This is a genomic window from Pseudomonas fluorescens group sp. PF-1 (assembly GCF_054481335.1).
The window spans coordinates 1028347-1050000 of record NZ_JBTMNG010000002.1 but is presented as its reverse complement, the minus strand read 5'-3'; the positions used below and the strand labels follow the sequence as shown (position 1 = coordinate 1050000).

Here is a 21654-nt window from a genome sequence, read left to right as displayed (position 1 = left end):
TGTAGAAGCGCACGCCATCCGGGCCGTAAGCATGCAGGTCGCCAAACAGCGAACGCTTCCAGCCACCAAAGCTGTGATAAGCCACCGGCACCGGCAACGGCACGTTGACGCCGACCATGCCGACTTCGATCTCGTCGCAGAACAACCGTGCCGCTTCCCCATCACGGGTGAAGATGCAGGTGCCGTTGCCATACTCATGATCGTTGATCAGTTGCATGGCCTCTTCCAGGCTGTTCACTCGAACCACGCACAGCACCGGCCCGAAGATCTCTTCTTTATAGATGCGCATTTCCGGGGTGACGTTATCGAACAGGCAGCCACCCAGGAAGAAGCCTTCCTCGTGACCGGCCACGCTCAGACCACGGCCATCAACAACCAGTTTCGCGCCGGCTGCAACGCCGTCTTCAACATAACCGCTGACCTTGTCGCGCGCCTGACCTGTGACCAGAGGCCCCATGTCCAGACCGCAAGAAGTGCCGGCACCGATTTTCAATGCCTTGATTTGCGGTACCAGTTTGGCCACCAGCGCATCCGCCACCTGGTCGCCCACACAAACGGCTACCGAAATCGCCATGCAACGCTCGCCGCAGGAACCATAAGCGGCCCCCATCAGTGCGCTGACGGCGTTGTCCAGATCTGCGTCGGGCATCAGCACCGCGTGGTTCTTCGCCCCGCCCAGCGCCTGGACGCGCTTGCCGCGCTTGGTGCCTTCGGAATAGATGTATTCGGCAATCGGCGTCGAACCCACGAAGCTCAGCGCTTTGACTTCCGGCGCTTCGATCAGCGCGTCCACCGCAGTCTTGTCGCCGTGCACCACGCTCAGCACGCCTTTCGGCAGGCCGGCTTCCAGCAGCAACTGTGCGATCAGCAGCGTCGAGCTCGGATCACGCTCGGAAGGCTTGAGGATGAAGCAGTTGCCGCACACGATCGCCAGTGGATACATCCACAGCGGCACCATGGCCGGAAAGTTGAACGGGGTGATACCGGCCACTACGCCCAGCGGCTGGAAGTCGGACCAGGCATCAATGTTCGGACCAACGTTACGGCTGTACTCGCCCTTGAGGATTTCCGGTGCTGCGCAAGCGAACTCGACGTTCTCGATGCCACGCTTCAGTTCACCGGCAGCATCTTCCAGGGTCTTGCCGTGTTCTTCGCTGATCAGTTGAGCGATGCGGGATTCGTTCTGCTCCAGCAGTTGCTTGAACCGGAACATCACCTGGGCACGCTTGGCCGCCGGCGTGTTACGCCAGGCCGGGAACGCAGCCTTGGCAGCATCGATAGCGCTCTGGATGGTTTCGCGGGTCGCCAGTGGCAGCTTGTGGATGGCTTGCCCCGTGGACGGGTTGAACACATCAACCGCGCGACCGTTCTCGGTCACCAGTTCGCCATTGATCAAATGCGGAATAACGCTCATGGAAGCTCCTGAAAAGTTGTCCACAGGCGCGCTCCAATCGGCGCGCCCGTTGTGTGTCTCTATATAGAAGGAGAAATCAGTCGATTTTGCTCAGCACTTCACCCACCGCGTCGAACAGACGATCAAGGTCTTGCGGCTTGCTGTTGAAGGTTGGGCCGAACTGCAGGGTGTCGCCGCCGAAGCGCACGTAGAACCCGGCTTTCCAAAGCGCAATGCCCGCTTCGAACGGACGCACGATGGCGTCGCCGTCACGCGGAGCGATCTGGATCGCACCGGCCAGGCCGAAGTTGCGGATATCGATGATGTTTTTGGTGCCCTTCAGACCGTGCAACGCATTTTCGAAATGCGGTGCGACTTCGGCCACGCTCTGCACCAGGTTTTCCTTCTGCAACAGGTCGAGTGCTGCGAGGCCCGCGGCGCACGCCACCGGGTGTGCGGAATAGGTATAGCCGTGCGGGAATTCCACCGCGTATTCAGGGGTCGGTTGATTCATGAACGTCTGGTAGATCTCGGAGCTGGCAATTACCGCGCCCATCGGGATCGCACCGTTGGTGACTTGCTTGGCGATGCACATCAGGTCCGGGGTCACGCCAAAGGTGTCGGCACCGAACATGTTGCCGGTACGGCCGAAACCGGTGATCACTTCGTCGAACACCAACAGGATGCTGTGCTGATCGCAGATCTCGCGCAGACGCTTGAGGTAACCCTGTGGCGGAACCAGCACGCCAGCGGAGCCGGCCATTGGCTCGACGAATACCGCTGCGATGTTCGACGCGTCATGCAGTTCGATCAGCTTCAGCAGTTCGTCTGCCAAGGCAATACCACCCTGCTCCGGCATGCCACGGGAGAACGCATTGCTCGCCAGCAACGTGTGCGGCAAGTGATCGACGTCCATCATCGCCTGGCCGAACAGTTTGCGGTTGCCGTTCACGCCGCCGAGGCTGGTGCCGGCGATGTTCACGCCGTGATAGCCACGGGCACGGCCAATCATCTTGGTCTTGGTCGACTGGCCCTTCAGGCGCCAGTAGGCACGGACCATCTTCACGGCGGTATCGGCGCACTCGGAACCCGAGTCAGTGAAGAACACGTGGTTCAGGTTACCCGGCGTCAGATCCGTGATTTTTTCTGCCAGTTGGAACGACAGCGGATGGCCGTACTGGAAGCCCGGCGAGTAATCGAGGGTACCCAGTTGCTTGGCGACTGCTTCCTGGATTTCCTTGCGGGTGTGCCCGGCGCCGCAGGTCCACAGACCGGACAGCGAGTCATAAACCTTGCGGCCCTTATCGTCGATCAGCCAGCTGCCTTCCGCGCCGACAATCAAACGCGGATCGCGCTGGAAGCTACGGTTGGCGGTGTATGGCATCCAGTGAGCATCGAGCTTGAGCTGGCTGGCCAGAGAAGTCGGGGCGTTTTCGGGCAAGTTCATGAGCGAAACCTCGCAAGGCAATAAGCGGCGTAGGGATTGAAAACCGTTGTTGCAGCTAAGTTGCCACGGCGATAAAGTCGGTGAAATGCAACTTTTGTAACCTTCAGTCTGTCACCCACTAAACATTCGAGTAGCCCGCATGAGTATTCGCCGTCCCGATCCACTGGCTCAAGTCAGCGACTTCGATATCCGCCTGTTGCGGATTTTTCGCAGCGTGGTCGAATGTGGCGGCTTTTCCGCGGCTGAAAGCGTGCTCGGCATCGGTCGTTCGGCCATTAGCCAGCAGATGAGCGACCTGGAACAGCGCCTCGGCCTGCGCCTGTGCCAACGCGGTCGCGCCGGCTTTTCCCTGACGGAGGAAGGGCGCGAGGTTTACCAATCGGCATTGCAGCTATTGAGCGCACTGGAAAGTTTCCGCACCGAGGTCAACGGCCTGCACCAGCACTTGCGCGGTGAATTGACCATCGGGCTGACCGACAACCTGGTCACCCTGCCCCACATGCGTATCACCCACGCGCTCGCGCAATTGAAAGAGCGCGGCCCGGACGTGCAAATCCAGATCCGCATGATCGCGCCCAACGAGGTGGAACAAGGTGTACTCGACGGTCGCCTGCACGTCGGCGTGGTGCCACAGGCGAGCGCACTGTCGGGGCTGGAATATCAACCGCTCTACAGCGAACGCTCGTTGCTGTACTGCGCGGTTGGCCATCCGCTGTTCTATGTCGATGACAAACAATTGGATGATGAACGCCTGAACAGCCAGGACGCCATTGCGCCGACCTTTCGTTTGCCCGCTGAAATCCAGGCCCATTATCAGGCGCTCAACTGCACCGCCAGTGCTTCCGACCGCGAAGGCATGGCGTTCCTGATCCTGACCGGGCGCTACATCGGTTACTTGCCGGACCACTACGCCAGCCTTTGGGTGCAACAAGGCCGGTTACGCGCCCTGAAACCCAATGCGCGCTTTTATGACCTGAGCCTCGCCTCGGTCACGCGCAAGGGCCGTCGCCCTCATCTGGTGCTGGAAAGCTTCCTCGAAAGCCTGGCTGCCACGCGCTGAACAAACGCAAATCCTGCGACGGGACTTGTCTGAAGCCCATGGGTGCGCTATCAACGCACTGGATGCACCCACCCACTTGTCCGGAAGTGCCTATGACCTTTGAAGTCCCAGCCCACGGTGGAAAACCCGCCAGCCGCATTCGTCAGAAGAACGAAGAGACCATCATCAAAGCCGCCGAAGACGAGTTCGCCCGTCACGGGTTCAAAGGCACCAGCATGAACACCATCGCCCTGAATGCCGGGTTGCCGAAGGCGAACCTGCATTACTACTTCACCAACAAACTCGGTTTGTACGTGGCGGTGCTGAGTAACATCCTGCAATTGTGGGACAGCACCTTCAACACCTTGACCGCCGAGGACGATCCGGCTGAAGCCCTGACCCGCTACATCCGGGCCAAAATGGAGTTCTCCCGGCGTCAACCGCAGGCGTCACGCATCTTCGCCATGGAAGTCATCAGCGGTGGCGAATGCCTGACCGAGTATTTCAACCAGGACTATCGCAGCTGGTTCCAGGGCCGGGCCGCCGTGTTTCAAGCGTGGATCGATGCTGGCAAAATGGACCCAGTCGATCCGGTGCACCTGATCTTCCTGCTGTGGGGTAGCACCCAGCATTACGCCGACTTCGCCACCCAGATTTGCCGTGTCAGCGGGCGCAGCAAGTTGACCAGGCAGGACATGGAAGACGCCGGCAACAACCTGATCCGTATCATCCTCAAGGGCTGCGGCCTGACTCCGACTATTTAAGACACCTATGCCTTTTACCCTCAGTGGTTTTTGCGAATACCGCGAAGAAATTCGCAAAAGCCGCTTCATTACCTTCGCCGCACCGATCACCAGCCCCGCTGAAGCCCAGGCATTCATCGAACAACACAGCGACTTGAATGCCACGCACAACTGTTGGGCATGGAAAATCGGTGATCAATACCGCAGCACCGACGATGGCGAACCGGGCGGCACGGCGGGCCGACCGATTCTGGCCGCGATCGATGCACAGGATTGCGACCAGGTCGTGGTGCTGGTGATTCGTTGGTATGGCGGCATTCAACTCGGTACCGGCGGACTCGCCCGGGCGTACGGCGGCGGTGCGAACAAATGCCTGCAGCCAGCACCGAAGATCGAGTTGATCAGTCGGGTGCCATTGAGCTGTGCCTGTGCGTTTAGTGAATTAGCCCTGGTGAAGCTGCGCGTTGCAGAACTCGGGGGTCTGGTGGTGGAAGAAAGCTTCACGGCCAATGGTGTGGAATTGCAGTTGGCGGTCGGTGCAAGTCAGATTGATACCCTGCAATCCCAGCTCGCCGACTTGAGTCGGGGACGCATTTTGTTGCAGCGTTGAGGCCTGCATTTTTTTGGGGCGCACCGATTTTTCACTTATTCCATACTTGCCCACATCAGCTGTGCACCCGACTGTGGATAACCTGAGCACATACTGCTGTAACCCTTCTGTCATGCGGCTTTCAGGGCTTTGCTCACTTTTCGTCCAATTCGACATTGAAAACGCCAAATCCACATAAAAACAAATAGTTAGAGCGGTTTATCACCTTTAGAAGATAGCCGTCGCGCGCTTATGCCCTCCCTTTGAGCTTGCGCACAAATACTGTGGAGCAATCTGTGGATAACCCGTTCATGGCCGCTGCCGCACCATGCCGGACATGGCTTACGCTCAACTGCTCATTTTTTGATCAAACGCTGCCGAGCGAAAGCGGAGCCCGATCAAAGGCTTTGCCCTCAAGTGGTGCCGAATTCGGAAGGACTCCCAGCGAAGTGGCCTGCGCAACGCCTTGACGCATGGCGGTTTGACAATTTCCTGACCCAATGGCCAGAAAATTGCTTTATCCACAGGCACACGTCCATAGCACTGAGCCTGTCATGCCCAATCCCGTGCCACACCCCCCTCAAGCGCCACGCTTGCAACTGCGCAGCATCAGCAAGCGCTACCCAGGCTGCCTGGCCAACGATGACATCGACCTGAGCATCGCCCCGGGCGAAATCCATGCCCTGCTCGGTGAAAACGGTGCGGGCAAAAGTACGCTCATGAAGATCATCTACGGCGTCGTCCACGCTGACGCGGGGGAGCTGATCTGGCAGGGTCAACGCGTGACCATGCGCAACCCGGCTCAGGCGCGCAACCTCGGAATCGGCATGGTGTTCCAGCATTTCTCGTTGTTCGAAACCCTGAGCGTGGCGCAGAACATCGCGTTGGCCATGGGCGCAGCGGCGGGCACGCCGAAACAACTTGAACCGAAGATCCGTGAAGTCTCACAGCGTTATGGCATGGCGCTGGAACCGGAACGACTTGTCCACAGCCTCTCCATCGGCGAACGGCAACGGGTGGAAATCATTCGCTGCCTGATGCAGGACATCCGCCTGCTGATCCTCGACGAACCGACTTCGGTGCTGACCCCGCAGGAGGCCGACGATTTGTTCATCACCCTGCGCAGGCTCGCCGCCGAGGGCTGCAGCATTCTGTTTATCAGCCACAAGCTCGGCGAAGTCCGCGCCCTGTGCCACAGCGCAACAGTACTGCGAGGCGGCCGGGTGGCTGGGCAATGCGTGCCTGCCGAATGTTCAGATCCGCAATTGGCGCGACTGATGGTGGGCGAGGCTGCAGAACTGATCACCGATTATCCAAAGGTGCGCGGCGCTGAGGCCTTCTTGAAGGTCAAAGACTTGTCCTGGCATAACCCCGACCCGTTTGGCTGTTCACTGAAAAACATCAACCTTGAAGTGCGCAGCGGCGAAATCGTCGGCATCGCCGGGGTCGCCGGCAATGGCCAGGACGAATTGCTGGCCTTGCTCAGCGGTGAAGAACGGCTGACCCGCGACGAGGGCACAACGATCTGCTTCGGCAGCGAAGCGGTGGCCCATTTGCGCCCCGACGCGCGTCGCCTGCGCGGCCAGGCGTTCGTCCCCGCCGAACGCCTGGGCCACGGCGCCGTGCCGGAACTGAGCCTGGCGGATAACGCCCTGCTCACGGCATTTCAACAAGGGCTGGTCAGTCACGGCCTGGTGCAGCGCGGCAAAGTCGAAGCGCTGGCCGAAGAGATCATCCGCCGCTTCGGGGTCAAGACACCGGACAGCCAAACCCCGGCCCGCAGCCTGTCGGGCGGTAACCTGCAGAAGTTCATCCTCGGCCGGGAGATCCTCCAGCAACCGAAGCTGCTGGTGGCCGCGCACCCGACCTGGGGCGTGGATGTCGGCGCCGCCGCCACCATTCACCGGGCGCTGATTACCTTGCGCGATGCCGGCGCGGCGATCCTGGTGATCTCCGAAGACCTCGACGAGTTGTTCCAGATCAGCGACCGCCTCGCCGCCTTGTGCGGCGGACGATTGTCGCCACTGCGCGCCACGGTCGACACCCGCCTGATCGATGTCGGCGGCTGGATGGCCGGCCGCTTCGACGCCCCTCAATCACCTGTATCCGCAACGCTTTAACGGAGTGTCACATGCTGCTTTCTCTTGAACCCCGTGGCCAGCAATCGCGCCTGATGTTGTGGTGTTCGCCGATGCTCGCGGCGGTCCTGACGCTGAGCTGTGGCTCGTTGCTGTTCATCGCACTGGGGCATGACCCGCTGCTGACGCTGCACACCTTGCTGATCGCACCGGTCAGCGACTGGTATGGCGTGTCCGAATTGCTGGTCAAGGCCTTGCCCATTCTGCTCTGCGCACTGGGCCTGGCGGTGGCCTATCAGGCGCGGATCTGGAACATCGGCGCCGAAGGTCAACTGTTGCTCGGTGCACTGGCCGGCAGTGCGCTGGCGGTGAACATCATCGATATGCAAAGCCGTTGGGCGCTGGTACTGATCCTGCTCACCGGCACCTTCGCTGGCGCGGCATGGGCCGGTCTGACCGCCTGGTTGCGCACGCGCTTCAATGCCAATGAAATCCTCACCAGCATCATGCTCAATTACATTGCCCTGAACCTCCTGCTGTATTGCGTTCATGGCCCGCTGAAAGACCCGGAAGGCTTCAACTTTCCGCAGTCGGCGATGTTCGGCGATGCCAGTCGCTTGCCGTTGCTGACAGAGGATGGGCGAGTGCATGCCGGGGTGTATTTCGCCCTGCTCGCGCTGGTGGCGGTGTGGGTGTTGTTGCAGAAAAGCTTTGTCGGTTTCCAGATCAAAGTGCTTGGGCTGGACAAGCGCGCGGCCGGTTTCGTTGGCTTTCGCGAGAAGCGCCTGATCTGGCTCGCGCTGTTGATCAGCGGCGGTTTGGCGGGGCTGGCCGGCGTCTGCGAAGTCACCGGGCCGATCGGTCAATTGGTGCCACAAGTGTCGCCCGGCTACGGCTACGCGGCGATCACCGTGGCCTTTCTTGGTCGGTTGAATCCTGTCGGCATTCTGTTTTCCAGCCTGTTGATGGCGCTGCTATACATCGGTGGCGAGAGCGCGCAAATGAGCCTGAACCTGCCCCAGGCGATCACGCAATTGTTCCAGGGAATGATGCTGTTTTTCCTGCTGGCCAGTGATGTGCTGATCCTCTATCGCCCGCGTTTGAACCTGCGCTGGACCCGCCGCGCCCCCACCACCGCCGTACACGCAGGAGCGCTGTGATGGATATCGATCTGCTGAGCAATATTTTCTACGCCATGGTGCGCTGCGGCACCCCCTTGCTGCTGGTGGCATTGGGTGAACTGATCTGCGAGAAAAGCGGCGTACTCAATCTGGGCCAGGAAGGCATGATGCTGTTTGGCGCGGTGATCGGTTTCATCGTCGCGTTCAGTACCGGCAACCTGTGGCTGGGGGTGTTGCTGGCCATGCTGGCCGGGATGCTGTTGTCCTCGCTGTTTGCACTGGTGGCGCTGGTGTTCAATGCCAATCAAGTGGCCACCGGCCTGGCGCTGACGATTTTTGGCGTGGGCCTGTCGACCTTCGTCGGCGCGGCATGGGTCGGTAAACCACTGGCGGGTTTCGAACCCCTGGCGATCCCTTACTTGAGTGAAATTCCGCTGATCGGACGCATGCTGTTTGCCCAGGATCTGCTGGTGTATCTGTCGTTCGCCCTGTTTGCGCTGGTGGCCTGGGTGATTCTGAAAAGCCGCGTCGGGCTGATTATCCAGGCAGTCGGGGAAAACCCGGATGCGGCCAGTGCCATGGGTTTGCCAGTGTTGGGCGTGCGCGCATTGGCGGTGTTGTTCGGCGGTGCGATGGCGGGGTTGGCCGGGGCGTATCTGTCCCTGGCGTACACGCCGATGTGGGCGGAAAACATGAGCGCCGGACGCGGCTGGATTGCCCTGGCACTGGTGGTGTTTGCCAGTTGGCGGGTGTGGCGTCTGCTGCTCGGCGCCTACCTGTTCGGGCTCGCCAGCATTCTGCATCTGGTGGCACAGGGTTTGGGGCTGGCGATTCCATCGAGCCTGCTGGCGATGCTGCCGTACGTGGCAACCATTGTGGTGCTGGTGCTGTTGTCCCGGGATGCGGTGCGCACCCGGTTATATGCGCCGGTGTCGTTGGGACAGCCGTGGCAGGCCGGGCGTTAGTCTGAACAACAGACAACAACGGACTCGACGCCTGGCATCAAGCGATGCAGCATAGGCTCAACCCGCGCGCCCATCGAGTCCGCGACGTTCAATTTTCAAGGAAGCCCATCATGTCCACGGCAAAAACCGCACTCATCATCGGCGCCTCCCGGGGCTTGGGCCTCGGGCTGGTGAAAACCCTGCTGGCCGACGGCTGGCAAGTCACCGCCACCGTGCGTAACCCGCAGAACGCCAATGCCTTGCAGGCCTTGGGCAAGGTGCGGATCGAGAAACTCGACATGGACGACCAGCAAGCGGTGATCGCATTGAGCCAACAACTCAAAGGCGAAGTGTTCGACCTGCTGTTCGTCAATGCCGGGGTCAAGGGCCCTGACGTGCAGACGCCGAACGGCGGTGCGACGCTGGCCGACGTCGGTCAGCTGTTTTTCACCAACGCCGTCGCGCCGATCAACCTGGCTCAGCGTTTCATCGGGCAGATCCGGCCGGATACCGGCGTGCTGGCGTTCATGAGTTCGGTGCTCGGCAGCGTGACCATGCCGGACGCGCCGGAACTGGCACTGTACAAGGCCAGCAAAGCGGCGCTGAACTCCATGACCAACAGCTTCGTCACCCAGTTGGGCGAACAGAAGCTGACTGTGTTGTCGTTGCATCCGGGCTGGGTGAAGACCGACATGGGCGGTGAAGGTGCCGACATCGACGTTGAAACCAGCACCCGCGGCCTGGTGGATCAGGTGGACGCGTACACCGGCAAGGGCGGGCATCATTTTGTGAATTACCGGGGTGAAACCATTCCCTGGTAACACACAAACCCCTGTGGGAGCGGGCTTGCCCGCGATGACGGAGTGTCAGTCGATATCGTTGGCACCTGATACACCGCTATCGCGGGCAAGCCCGTTCCCACAGGGGCTCCGGTTGCTCTGTCGGACGAGGCTTGCCGGGAAAGCCGTTTTGATCGAAACTTCGCACCTCGCCTCCCCGGCGACCCTGGATCAGCAGACAGGGCAACACTGAGCTGGCAACCCTGAACCCCACTTTCAGAGGAGCCGGCCAACATGCCTGCGACCCGTACCTGGTTAAAAAATCCCCTCGCCATTTTCACGGCCAACGGTCTCGATGCCCGTGGCGGCCTGGTGCTGCAAGACGGCGTAATCGTCGAAGTGCTCAGCCTCGGTCAACAACCTTCGGCACCGTGCAATGACGTGTTCGACGCCCGCGAGCACGTGATCCTGCCTGGCCTGATCAACACCCATCACCATTTCTATCAAACCCTGACCCGCGCCTGGGCGCCGGTGGTCAACCAGCCTTTGTTCCCGTGGCTGAAGACCCTGTACCCGGTCTGGGCCCGACTGACGCCGGAAAAACTGGCCCTCGCCACCAAAGTCGCGTTGGCCGAGTTGCTGCTGTCCGGTTGCACCGCCGCCGCCGATCACCACTATCTGTTCCCCGAAGGCCTGGAAAATGCGATCGACGTGCAGGTTGAAAGCGTGCGCGAACTGGGCATGCGCGCCATGCTCACCCGTGGCTCCATGAGCCTCGGTGAAAAGGACGGCGGCCTGCCACCGCAACAAACCGTGCAGGAAGGCCAGGTGATTCTCGACGACAGCCAGCGCTTGATCGCTGAGTACCACGAACGCGGCGACGGCGCACAAATCCAGATCGCCCTGGCGCCCTGCTCGCCGTTCTCCGTGACCCCGGAAATCATGTCTGCCAGTGCCGAGCTGGCCAACAAGCTTGACGTGCGCCTGCACACTCACCTGGCCGAAACCCTCGACGAAGAAGACTTCTGCCTGCAACGCTTCGGCCTGCGCACTGTGGATTACCTGGACAGCGTTGGCTGGCTCGGCCCGCGTACCTGGCTGGCCCACGGCATCCACTTCAACCCGGATGAAATCGCCCGCCTCGGCGCGGCCGGCACCGGCATTTGCCATTGCCCGAGCTCGAACATGCGCCTGGCCTCCGGCATCTGCCCGACCATCGAATTGACCGATGCCGGCGCGCTGCTCGGCCTTGGCGTGGATGGTTCGGCCTCCAACGATGCGTCGAACATGATGCTTGAAACCCGGCAGGCGCTGTACATCCAGCGTCTGCGCTACGGTGCCGAAAAGATCACGCCGGAACGCGTACTGGGTTGGGCGACCAAAGGTTCGGCGAGCCTGTTGGGCCGTACTGATATCGGTGAGATTGCCGTGGGCAAGCAAGCCGACCTGGCGCTGTTCAAGCTCGACGAACTGCGCTTCTCCGGCAGCCACGATCCGGTATCGGCGCTACTGCTGTGCGGCGCGGATCGCGCGGACCGGGTGATGGTCGGCGGCAAATGGCGAGTGATTGATGGACAGGTCGAGGGGCTCGACCTCAAAGGCTTGATTGCCGATCACAGCCAGGCGGCACGGCAGTTGATCGCCGGGACCTGATCCGACCACCATCCCTGTGGGAGCGGGCTTGCCCGCGATAGCGGACTGTCAGCCGACAGAAATGTTGAATGTGACGGCCTCATCGCGGGCAAGCCCGCTCCCACAAGGGATTTGTAGAATTCAAAGGCCCAGCAGCGACAACATGATAAACGTCGCAAACAGCACAAAATGGGTCATGCCTTCGATCGCGTTGGTCTGGCCATCGTTAAGGTTGATTGCGCTGACGATCAGGGTGATGAAGATCATCACGGTCTGAACCGGCGTCATGGCCATCTGGAACGGCTGGCCGGTGTAAAGCGCCATCGCTTCCATCACCGGCACCGTCAGGATCACCGTCGACAGCGACGCGCCCAATGCGATGTTGACCACTGCCTGCATGCGGTTGGCCAGCGCCGCGCGCAACGCGGTCAGAATCTCCGGCGCCGCGGAAATCGCCGCCACCAGGATTGCCGTTATCACCGGCGGCGCGCCTGTTCCTTCCAGGCCCAGATCGAGGGTCTTGGACATCACCTCGGCCAGTGCGCCAATCACCACCACCCCGAACACCAGGATGCCAATGGACAACGTCAGGTTGATGGGTGCCGGTTCGCTTTCCAGGGGTTCCTTCTTGCGACGCTTGTCCGGATAGCTGTAGCTGAAAAAATAACTGTGCGGCCCGACTTGCATGCGCAGGAACAAAGCGTACAGCAACACCATCGCGCCAATGGTGAAGGCCGAATAGAGCTTCCAGTTGGCCTCGGGAATGAACTCCGGCACCACCATCGACACCCCCATGGCGGTAAGAATCATCACGCTATAGCTGCGCGCCGAATCATCGTTGTAGGACTGTTCGCCATGTTTGAGCCCGCCCATCAACGCCGCCAGACCGAGGATGCCGTTGATATCGAGCATCACCGCCGAATAAATCGTGTCCCGCACCAGAGTCTTCGAGGCTTCGTTGCTCATCATGATCGCCAGGATCAGCACCTCCACCAGCACGGCGGCCAGGGTCAGGATCATGGTGCCGTAGGGGTCGCCGACTTTCTCCGCCAGCAACTCGGCCTGGTGAGCGACGCGCATGGAGGCAGCGACGATGAACGCGATCAGCAGCAGTCCGCCGATCAGTGCGATGGCCTGGCCGCTGTGCAGCAACCAGTGCTCCAGCGCGAAGGCAATGACTGCGGCAATCAGGGCCAGCAGCAGAAAGGTTTCTTGCTTGAGGACGGAGAGCATGTCGAGCCTTTTGCCGTGAGGAGCCGATGAGCTACTGACTGTGGAGCAGCGCTGATGGTTCGCGACACCTTAACGCACCAGTGCATTGCAGCCGTACAAGCCCATGCACTTTTTTTGGCCCTGCCGACCTCTTCGCGGGCAAGCCCGCTCCCACGGGGTTGACGGTGCTTTGGTGGAAGCGAGCTTGCTCGCGAAGGACGTTATGCGATTCAGGGCCATTTGTTGTCTTGTTGGTCAGCAATTTGCATTGACCCTGCCAACCACACAACAACATGGAGTTCCAATTCATGCACAAGCGTCCGTTGAAGAAGCTGCTTTGCGCCATTACGGCGGCCATCGGTCTGAGCGCCAGCCTGTCCGCCAATGCCACCGACCCGCTGAAAGTCGGCTTCGTCTATATCGGTCCGATCGGTGACCACGGCTGGACGTATCAGCATGAACAGGGACGCAAGGCACTCGCGGAAAAATTCGGTCCGCAGATCACCACCAACTACGTGGAGAACGTCGCCGAAGGTGCCGACGCCGAACGGGTGATCCGCAACATGGCCAAGGACAAGTACGACCTGATCTTCACCACCTCCTTCGGCTACATGAACCCGACGCTGAAAGTTGCCAGACAATTTCCCAACGTGACCTTCGAACACGCCACCGGCTACAAGCAGGACAAGAACCTCGGCACCTACCTGGCGCGCACCTACGAGGGTCGCTACGTCGGCGGCTTCCTCGCGGCGAAGATGACCAAGACCAAGAAGATCGGCTACGTCGCATCGTTCCCGATCCCGGAAGTGATTCGCGACATCAACGCCATTCAACTGGCCCTGAACAAGTACAACCCCGGTACCGAAATCAAGGTGGTGTGGGTCAATTCCTGGTTCGATCCGGGCAAGGAAGCCGATGCCGCCAACGCACTGATCGACCAGGGCGTGGACGTGGTGTTCCAGCACACCGACAGCCCGGCGCCGATCCAGGCCGCCGAGCGGCGTGGCGTGTATGCCGTCGGCTACGCTTCGGACATGGCGCACTTCGGGCCCAAAGCGGTGCTGACGTCCATCGTCAATGACTGGGCCCCGCACTACATTCAGGCAACCCAGAGCGTGATCGACCATGCCTGGAAATCCCAGGATTACTGGGGCGGATTGAAAGAAGGCACGGTTGAACTGCCAATCAGCGACCTGGTGCCGGCGCCGGTGAAAGCCGAGGCCGAGCAGATCATTGCCGACATCAAGAGCGGTGCGTTGCACCCCTTCAGCGGGCCGATCAAGGATCAGGCCGGTGTCGAGAAGATCCCGGCAGGCGTGAGCGCGACCAATGCGGAGCTGGCGTCGATGAATTACTACGTGCAAGGCATGAAGGCCGAGATGCCGAAGTAATCCAACGATCAACACAAACCCTGTGGGAGCGGGCTTGCCCGCGATAGCAGACATTCAGTCAACAGAGATGCAGGATGTGCTGACGTCATCGCGGGCAAGCCCGCTCCCACAGGCTCCCCAGCGTTTCCCGTTTGCGTACTTCTCAGGACAATCGCATGACCAGCCTTCCCATCATCGACATCGCCCCGCTCTACAGCGACAACCAGAACGCCTGGTCTGAGGTGGCAACGCAAATCGACCACGCCTGCCGCGAATGGGGCTTTTTCTATATCAAGGGCCATCCGATCAGCGCCGCACGGATCGACGCCGTACTCGACAGCGCCAGACGTTTCTTCGCTCAACCTGCCGCCGAAAAGCTCAAGATCGACATCACCCAGACCCGCCACCATCGCGGTTATGGCGCCATCGCCACCGAGCAGCTTGACCCGAGCAAACCCAGCGACCTCAAAGAGACCTTCGACATGGGTTTGCACCTGCCCGCCGACCATCCCGAGGTACTGGCGGAAAAACCCCTGCGTGGCCCGAATCGTCATCCGTCAGTGCCAGGCTGGGAAGCACTGATGGAGCAGCACTACCTCGACATGCAGGCCCTCGCGCAAACGCTGTTGCGGGCGATGACCCTGGCGCTGGGGATCGAACGCGACTTTTTCGATACGCGCTTCAACGAACCCGTCAGTGTTTTGCGGATGATCCATTACCCGCCGCGCCACACCGCCAGTTCCGCCGAACAACAAGGTGCCGGTGCGCACACCGATTACGGCTGCATCACCCTGCTCTATCAAGATGCCGCCGGCGGCCTGCAAGTCCGGAACGTAAAAGGCGAATGGATTGAGGCGCCCCCCATCGAAGGCACGTTCGTGGTCAATCTGGGCGACATGATGGCGCGCTGGAGCAATGACCGTTACCTGTCGACGCCACACCGGGTGATCAGCCCGCTGGGCGTGGATCGCTATTCGATGCCGTTCTTCGCCGAGCCACACCCCGACACGCGCATCGAATGCCTGCCCGGCTGCCAGGATGAGCTGCGCCCGGCGAAATATCCGACCACTACCTGTGCTGAATTCCTGCTCTCGCGCTTCGCCGATACCTACGCCTATCGACGGGAACAGCAAACGGTGTGATGAACCCCTCGGTCAGGTTTTACCAATTATTGCAGCGAGCATCTGTAGAATGGCGACCATTGCACCTGATGAGAACAGACTATGTACGACTGGCTGAACGCCCTGCCCAAGGCGGAACTGCACCTGCACCTTGAGGGTTCGCTGGAACCCGAGCTGCTGTTCGCCCTGGCTGAACGCAACAAGATCGCCCTGCCGTGGAGCGACGTCGATACCTTGCGCAAGGCCTACGCCTTCAACAACCTGCAAGAGTTCCTCGACCTGTATTACCAGGGCGCCGACGTGTTGCGCACCTCCCAGGATTTCTACGACCTGACCTGGGCCTACCTGTTGCGTTGCAAGGCGCAGAACGTGATTCACACCGAACCGTTCTTCGACCCACAGACCCACACCGACCGTGGCATTCCATTCGAAGTGGTGCTCAACGGCATCGCCGCCGCGTTGAAGGACGGTGAACAGCAACTGGGGATCACCAGCGGTTTGATCCTGAGTTTCCTGCGTCACCTGAGCGAAGAACAAGCACAGAAGACCCTCGACCAGGCACTGCCATTCCGTGACGCATTCGTCGCCGTCGGCCTGGACAGTTCCGAGATGGGCCACCCGCCGAGCAAGTTTCAGCGCGTGTTCGATCGTGCCCGCGGCGAAGGCTTCCTCACCGTCGCCCACGCGGGTGAAGAAGGCCCACCCGAGTACATCTGGGAAGCCCTCGACCTGCTGAAAATCCAGCGCATCGACCATGGCGTGCGCGCCATCGAAGACGAACGCCTGATGCAACGCATCATCGATGAGCAAATCCCGCTGACCGTGTGCCCGTTGTCGAACACCAAGCTCCGCGTGTTCGATCACATGTCGCAGCACAACATTCTCGACATGCTCGAGCGTGGCGTGAAAGTGACCGTGAATTCGGATGACCCGGCGTACTTCGGCGGTTACGTCACCGAAAACTTCCATGCGTTGTACACCGATCTGGGCATGACCCAGGACCAGGCCAAGCGGTTGGCGCAGAACAGCCTGGATGCACGTTTGGTAAAACCGTAACCACACCGCAAAACCAATGTGGGAGCGCGCTTGCTCGCTCCCACAGGGTCAGCATTTAGCCGATGGACACCGGCTCGCTCAATTCCTCCAGGGTCTTGCCCCGCGTCTCCATCCCGAAGACCCAGACCACCAGCGCCGCCACCGCAAAACACAACGCCCCCAGGGCGAACACCCCGCCCTGCCCCGTAATCGGGAACACCAGCCCGGTCACCAGAGGCCCAAGCAGCGAACCCACGCGACCAATCGCCGAGGCAAAACCCGAGCCAGTGGCCCGCGCCGATGTCGGGTACAGCTCCGGCGTGTAGGTATAGAGCACCGCCCACATGCCGAACAGGAAAAACTGCATCAGCAACCCCGAGGCGATCAGCAGGCTGACGTTGCCGCCAAACACCGCACTCTGCCCATAAAGAAACGCCATCACCCCGCCGCCGAGCAGCGTCACGACGCACACCGGCTTACGTCCCCAGCGCTCCACCAGCCAGGCCGCCATCAGGAAACCGGGAATCCCGCCAAGGGAAATCAACACCGTGTAGTACACCGACTGAGTCACGGCAAAACCCGATTGTTGCAGCAAGGCACTGAGCCAGGAGGTCAGGCCATAGAAGCCGAGCAAGGCGAAGAACCAGACGCTCCAGATCATCATCGTGCGCTGGCGATACAGCGGCGACCAGATCTGCCTCAGTGCCGAAAAAAAGTTGCCCGGTTGACTGGCCACCTGCGGCAGGCGAATCGGCTCGGGTAAGTGCGAATGGCCCAATGACGTCCTGACCCGTTCCTCGATGCGCCGCAATACCGTATCCGCCGCCTCATGGTGACCGGCCTGTTCCAGCCAGCGCGGTGACTCGGGAATGAAAAAGCGGATCGCCAGGACGAACACCGCCGGCACCGCCAACACCAGAAAAATATCCCGCCAACCAATCACCGGCAGCAGGAAGTAGGAAAGCACCCCGGCCGCGACGAAGCCCAGCGGCCAGAAACCGTCCATCAAGGCGATGTAGCGTCCGCGCCGTTTGGCCGGAATCAGTTCGGACAGCATCGACTGAGCAATGGGAAACTCCATGCCCATGCCGATCCCCAAGAGGACTCGGAACAACGTCAGTGTCTCTACCGTTTGCGCCGTGGAACACAGGTAGCTGGCGAGCCCCCACAACACGATGCTCCACTGGAACACCGGCTTACGCCCGAAGCGGTCGGCCAGCATTCCGGACAGCGAGGCGCCCACCACCATTCCGAAAAAGCTCGAACTGGCCAGCAGCCCGGCCTGCGCGGTGCTCAGGCCGAACTCGGCTTTGATGGAACCGAGCAGGAACGTCATCATCGCCAGGTCCATGGAGTCGAAGAAAAACGCCAGGGCGATAATGATGAAAATGACGCGGTGATAACCGCTGATGGGCAGTCGTTCCAGACGTTCTGCCGCGCTGTAGCTTCGTGTGTCCATACCGCATCCCCCAATCCAGGAAGTCCCCGGTTCGAGTGTGCGTGATAGCCATGCTGGGTAATTGCTGGATGCGACCTGTCCGGGCTTCTGAACGACGTCTGGCGCCCCAACCCCAGACGTCAGCCTGAAAAAGCCCTAGAGCGCCAGTTCCAGCTCGGTTTCCTTGGCAAAGCGGTGAATTTCACGCTGCCCGGCGGCGGTAATCTGCAAGGCCCGCGAATCGTTGGCCAGGCTCAACCAACCTGATTGCATGAACAGCTGCAACAACGCAGCCCCCAATGAACCGCCCAGGTGCGCGCGTCTTTCGCTCCAGTCGGGGCATGCGCACGCGACCCGGCCGTTGCGATGGGCCAGTGCCTGGATGTAGACACCACGGGCCGCCAGCTCCGTGGAACCCTTGAACGTGATCGTGACACGCTGATCAAACTGTTCGATCCAGCCTGAATCCAGTAACCGCTGATACAGGTCAGCGGCCAGTGTGCCGCCCAAATGATCATCGCAAAGCCGGGCACGCAACAATGGCGAACGGGTCGGCAGCGATTTGGCCAGGGGCGCGGTGCGTTTGAAAATGTCAGGGATATTCTGTGGCGTGCTGGCAATCGTCGCACTGGCCAGGGCTTCGATCGCCGCTCCGATTTCAGGGGCGGCCAGGCGAAAGAAACGCTTGCGCCCGCGAGGCTCGACCTTCAACAGACCTCCGGCGGACAAACGCCCCAGATGCGCACTGGCCGAAGAGGGTGACAGACCTGCCAACAACGCCAACTCTTCGGTCTGTCGTGCCGAGCCGTCCATCAAGGCCCACATCATTGCGCTGCGCTTTGGGTCAGCCAGCAAGGTGGCTATCTGGCTGATGCAAGGTGCATGTTCCATGTATTCACTCCCTGTTGAATCGTTTCGTCTACTGCTCACGGGACATCTTGAGCAGTAATGTGTCGTCGGCCAAGACGCGATAACCGCCATTCACCGGACAAAACCATCGCTCACTCAAGCCCTCACCGGACAAGGGTTGCAGAGGGCAAACGACGGGATATGGGGCAAGGTCGGCTCCAGCGAGGCCTCGCCATTCGGATCGACGGTGCAGACATGAGGCGAGCGCTAGTATAGGCGGGTTAGCGCCTGGTTCCTGCCCTCCGCGAAGCGTTGGTGGTGATAGTTCCTGAGGGAAATTTCGCTTTTTTACTGCGATTAATGATCGATGCCCGCCAACCCCGGAAAATGACTGCTCAACCGCGCACATCGGCTGGCCAACATTTCTCGCAAAAGCTTCACTGGCTTACTCAGTTGGGCGCGATGGGCGCACAGCAGATTCAGCGGTGCGCGCTCGCAGAGCAGCTCGGGCATCAGCACCTTCAAACGGCCGGCGATTACATCGGCCGCCACGTCAAGCCAGGACTTGTAGGCGATGCCTGCCCCCGCCACCGCCCACAAACGCACCACATCGGCATCGTCACTGAAACGATCGCCACTGACCGTCAGGCTGATCTCGCGCTTGCCATCATGGAAACTCCAGTGGTCGTGGACGCGGCTGCCGAGCATGAACAGCAGGCAATTGTGTTGGGCCAGTTGCTCCAGTTGCCGCGGCTCACCATACCGGGCCAGATAGTCCGGTGAAGCGCAGAGGACTCGCCGGTTCTGCGGGGCGATGGGCAATGCCACCAGGCTGGAGTCTTCCGGCTCGCCATAACGCAGGGCAATGTCCACCGGCTGCCGAAACAGATCGGCGATACGGTCGCCCAGCAACAGGCGCACCGTGAGTTTCGGGTGCTCGCGCTGGAACTCGTCGAGCCAGGGCAGCAACAGGTTGCGACCGAAATCCGACGGTGCCGACAACTGCAACACGCCGCTGACCTGGTCCTGTCCGCTGGCCAACAAACGCCGACCTTCGTCGAGATTGCTCAGGGCCGCCCGGGCGTATTCGAGAAAACCTTCGCCCTCGGCGGTCAGCCGCAGGCTGCGCGTGGAGCGCGCCAACAGGCGGGCGCCGAGTTGCTGTTCGATGCGTTTCAAGGCGGCACTGGCCACCGCCGCCGACATGTCCATACCCCGCGCGGCCGCCGACAGACTGCCCAGGTCCGCCGCCCGGACAAACAACTGCAAGTCATCGAAACGCAGCATGTGAAGCCTCGATTATCAAAAAAATATTGAAAGAGACTGCTCTTTTAGCGGGTTTTATCTTCAGTAGAAATAGCCAATCATCTCTCCATCGAAATCACCCCGTTCCCGGAGTCGAAGATGTCCCAGCCTTTTACCGCTATCGCCACCCTCATCGCCAAACCCGGCCAGCAGGACGCCCTCGAACAGCACTTGCGGGCGCTGGTGGAGCCGACCCGTGCCGAGGCAGGTTGCGGGCAATACGATCTGCATCAGGACCTGGCCAATCCACTGGCCTTCTACATGATCGAGCGCTGGAGCAGCGATGAAGCCCTGCAAGCCCATGACGCCAGTGCTCATATCCAGCACTTTCGCGCCAGGGCCGGGGATTTTCTCGAACACTTCGAACTCAAGCGCCTGCAAGCCCTCGCCTGAATCTTTCTTCTATTAGTTAACGGAGTCCTCCATGAAAGCCATCGCCTATTACGCCTCCCTGCCGATCAGCGACGAAAAATCCCTGCAAGACATCGAACTGCCGGAGCCTGTCGCCGGGCCCCGCGACCTGTTGGTAGAAGTCAAAGCCATATCGGTCAACCCGGTGGACACCAAGGTCCGCCAGAACGTCCAGCCTGAGGGCGGCGCGGCCAAGGTGCTGGGCTGGGACGTGGCCGGTGTGGTCAAAGCCGTTGGCAGCGAAGTGACCCTGTTCAAGACCGGCGACAAAGTGTTCTACGCAGGCTCCATCGCCCGCGCCGGTGGTAACAGCGAACTGCACGTGGTGGATGAACGGATCGTCGGCCACATGCCCAAAACCCTGGGATTCGCCGAAGCGGCCGCCCTGCCGCTGACCGCCATCACGGCGTGGGAACTGCTCTTCGAACGCCTGCAAGTACGCGAAGGCAACGTCGATGAAGGCCAGAGCCTGCTGATCGTCGGCGCAGCCGGCGGTGTCGGCTCGATCCTCACGCAACTGGCGAAACAACTCACCGGCCTGAACGTCATCGGCACCGCTTCGCGTCCGCAAACCCAAAGCTGGGTGAAAGCCTTGGGCGCCGACCTGGTGGTCGATCACAGCCAGCCGCTGAGCGAAGCACTCAAACACGCCGGTATCGAACACGTGACCCACGTTGCCAGCCTGACCCAGACCGATCACCACCTGGATCAACTGGTCGAGGCATTGGCGCCGCAAGGCAAGCTGGCACTGATCGATGACCCGAAAACCCTCGACGTGACCAAGCTCAAGCGCAAGAGCCTGTCACTGCACTGGGAGTTCATGTACACCCGCTCACTGTTCGAAACCGCCGACATGATCGAGCAGCACAATCTGCTCAATCGCGTGGCCCAGTTGATCGATGCCGGGACGCTGAAAACCACGGTTGGCGAACACTTCGGCACAATCAACGCGACGAATTTGCGCCGAGCCCATGCGCTGCTCGAGAGCGGAAAGTCCAAGGGCAAGATTGTGCTGGAAGGCTTCTAGGCCGATGGCTTCGGTGTCGCCCCGAGCTTGGGCGACACCGTCAGTCAGAAGCTTGATCCTTGTCACAATTGCGATCGTATTCAGGACTACAATCGACACCTCTGTGAGACACATTTTTATC

General features: G+C 60.6%; 19 protein-coding genes (1 of these 19 only partly in view). 13 read left to right on the top strand and 6 right to left on the bottom strand.

Annotated features, from left to right (window positions below; translation table 11 throughout):
* Both ACX3YD_RS19445 and aptA read right to left on the bottom strand, forming a co-directional pair.
* Nucleotides 1-1414: the 5' portion of a CoA-acylating methylmalonate-semialdehyde dehydrogenase gene (locus tag ACX3YD_RS19445; protein WP_090465112.1), read on the bottom strand. It extends 80 nt beyond the left edge of the window; only the first 1414 of its 1494 coding nucleotides appear in the window; its start codon is at nt 1412-1414; the stop codon falls past the left edge of the window.
* A 76-nt stretch (nt 1415-1490) separates the two neighbouring features.
* The gene (aptA, locus tag ACX3YD_RS19440; protein WP_103403217.1) at nt 1491-2840 is read right to left on the bottom strand and encodes an omega-aminotransferase AptA; all 1350 of its coding nucleotides are present in this window, start codon (nt 2838-2840) and stop codon (nt 1491-1493) included.
* A 139-nt stretch (nt 2841-2979) separates the two neighbouring features.
* Here aptA and ACX3YD_RS19435 point away from each other — a divergent pair, with 139 nt between their 5' ends.
* The 8 genes from ACX3YD_RS19435 to ACX3YD_RS19400 all read left to right on the top strand — a co-directional run bounded on the left by ACX3YD_RS19435 (nt 2980) and on the right by ACX3YD_RS19400 (nt 11786).
* On the top strand, nt 2980-3900 hold the full coding sequence (locus ACX3YD_RS19435; protein WP_047537148.1) for a LysR family transcriptional regulator: 921 nt from the start codon (nt 2980-2982) through the stop codon (nt 3898-3900).
* 92 nt (nt 3901-3992) lie between these two features.
* Nucleotides 3993-4643: a TetR/AcrR family transcriptional regulator gene (locus ACX3YD_RS19430; RefSeq protein WP_047537145.1), complete on the top strand. Its 651-nt coding sequence runs from the start codon at nt 3993-3995 to the stop codon at nt 4641-4643.
* Nucleotides 4644-4650: 7 nt separating this feature from the next.
* A complete protein-coding gene (locus tag ACX3YD_RS19425) occupies nt 4651-5232 on the top strand; it encodes an IMPACT family protein (protein ID WP_103403218.1) in 582 nt (193 codons plus the stop codon).
* A 533-nt stretch (nt 5233-5765) separates the two neighbouring features.
* Entirely contained in the window at nt 5766-7331 is a 1566-nt protein-coding gene (locus ACX3YD_RS19420) for an ABC transporter ATP-binding protein (RefSeq protein WP_458960797.1), read from the top strand.
* Between the two features lie 11 nt (nt 7332-7342).
* A complete protein-coding gene (locus tag ACX3YD_RS19415; RefSeq protein ID WP_047537136.1) occupies nt 7343-8449 on the top strand; it encodes an ABC transporter permease in 1107 nt (368 codons plus the stop codon).
* The gene (locus ACX3YD_RS19410; RefSeq protein ID WP_458960796.1) at nt 8449-9375 is read left to right on the top strand and encodes an ABC transporter permease; all 927 of its coding nucleotides are present in this window, start codon (nt 8449-8451) and stop codon (nt 9373-9375) included. Before ACX3YD_RS19415 ends, ACX3YD_RS19410 begins: the two co-directional genes overlap by 1 nt.
* Before the next feature lie 110 nt (nt 9376-9485).
* Complete coding sequence (locus ACX3YD_RS19405; RefSeq protein ID WP_103403222.1) at nt 9486-10175, top strand: SDR family oxidoreductase; 690 nt, start codon at nt 9486-9488, stop codon at nt 10173-10175.
* A gap of 252 nt (nt 10176-10427) precedes the next feature.
* Nucleotides 10428-11786 carry an 8-oxoguanine deaminase gene (locus ACX3YD_RS19400; protein ID WP_458960795.1) on the top strand — a complete coding sequence of 453 codons (1359 nt, stop codon included), beginning with the start codon at nt 10428-10430 and terminating at the stop codon, nt 11784-11786.
* Between the two features lie 120 nt (nt 11787-11906).
* On the opposite strand, the gene ACX3YD_RS19395 is transcribed toward ACX3YD_RS19400, so the two are convergent.
* A complete protein-coding gene (locus ACX3YD_RS19395) occupies nt 11907-12998 on the bottom strand; it encodes a calcium:cation antiporter (protein ID WP_103403224.1) in 1092 nt (363 codons plus the stop codon).
* 287 nt (nt 12999-13285) lie between these two features.
* Between ACX3YD_RS19395 and ACX3YD_RS19390 the strand changes: the two genes are divergently transcribed.
* From ACX3YD_RS19390 to ACX3YD_RS19380, 3 genes are all read left to right on the top strand, one after another.
* The gene (locus ACX3YD_RS19390) at nt 13286-14368 is read left to right on the top strand and encodes a BMP family ABC transporter substrate-binding protein (protein ID WP_458960794.1); all 1083 of its coding nucleotides are present in this window, start codon (nt 13286-13288) and stop codon (nt 14366-14368) included.
* Between the two features lie 155 nt (nt 14369-14523).
* Complete coding sequence (locus tag ACX3YD_RS19385; RefSeq protein WP_458960793.1) at nt 14524-15489, top strand: 2-oxoglutarate and iron-dependent oxygenase domain-containing protein; 966 nt, start codon at nt 14524-14526, stop codon at nt 15487-15489.
* Nucleotides 15490-15570: 81 nt separating this feature from the next.
* Complete coding sequence (locus ACX3YD_RS19380) at nt 15571-16524, top strand: adenosine deaminase (RefSeq protein ID WP_103403227.1); 954 nt, start codon at nt 15571-15573, stop codon at nt 16522-16524.
* 55 nt (nt 16525-16579) lie between these two features.
* Here ACX3YD_RS19380 and ACX3YD_RS19375 read toward each other — a convergent pair whose 3' ends face one another.
* The 3 genes from ACX3YD_RS19375 to ACX3YD_RS19365 form a co-directional block, all read right to left on the bottom strand.
* The gene (locus ACX3YD_RS19375) at nt 16580-17962 is read right to left on the bottom strand and encodes an MFS transporter (protein ID WP_458960792.1); all 1383 of its coding nucleotides are present in this window, start codon (nt 17960-17962) and stop codon (nt 16580-16582) included.
* 135 nt (nt 17963-18097) lie between these two features.
* The gene (locus tag ACX3YD_RS19370; protein WP_103403229.1) at nt 18098-18832 is read right to left on the bottom strand and encodes an ArsR/SmtB family transcription factor; all 735 of its coding nucleotides are present in this window, start codon (nt 18830-18832) and stop codon (nt 18098-18100) included.
* A 315-nt stretch (nt 18833-19147) separates the two neighbouring features.
* Nucleotides 19148-20077 carry a LysR family transcriptional regulator gene (locus ACX3YD_RS19365; RefSeq protein ID WP_458960791.1) on the bottom strand — a complete coding sequence of 310 codons (930 nt, stop codon included), beginning with the start codon at nt 20075-20077 and terminating at the stop codon, nt 19148-19150.
* A 117-nt stretch (nt 20078-20194) separates the two neighbouring features.
* Between ACX3YD_RS19365 and ACX3YD_RS19360 the strand changes: the two genes are divergently transcribed.
* Nucleotides 20195-20488 (top strand): putative quinol monooxygenase, encoded by a 294-nt coding sequence (locus ACX3YD_RS19360; protein WP_047537098.1) that lies wholly within the window; start codon nt 20195-20197, stop codon nt 20486-20488.
* 31 nt (nt 20489-20519) lie between these two features.
* Nucleotides 20520-21533, top strand: a complete 1014-nt coding sequence (locus tag ACX3YD_RS19355) for a zinc-binding alcohol dehydrogenase family protein (RefSeq protein ID WP_458960790.1) — start codon at nt 20520-20522, stop codon at nt 21531-21533.
* The last annotated feature ends 121 nt before the right edge of the window (nt 21534-21654 follow it).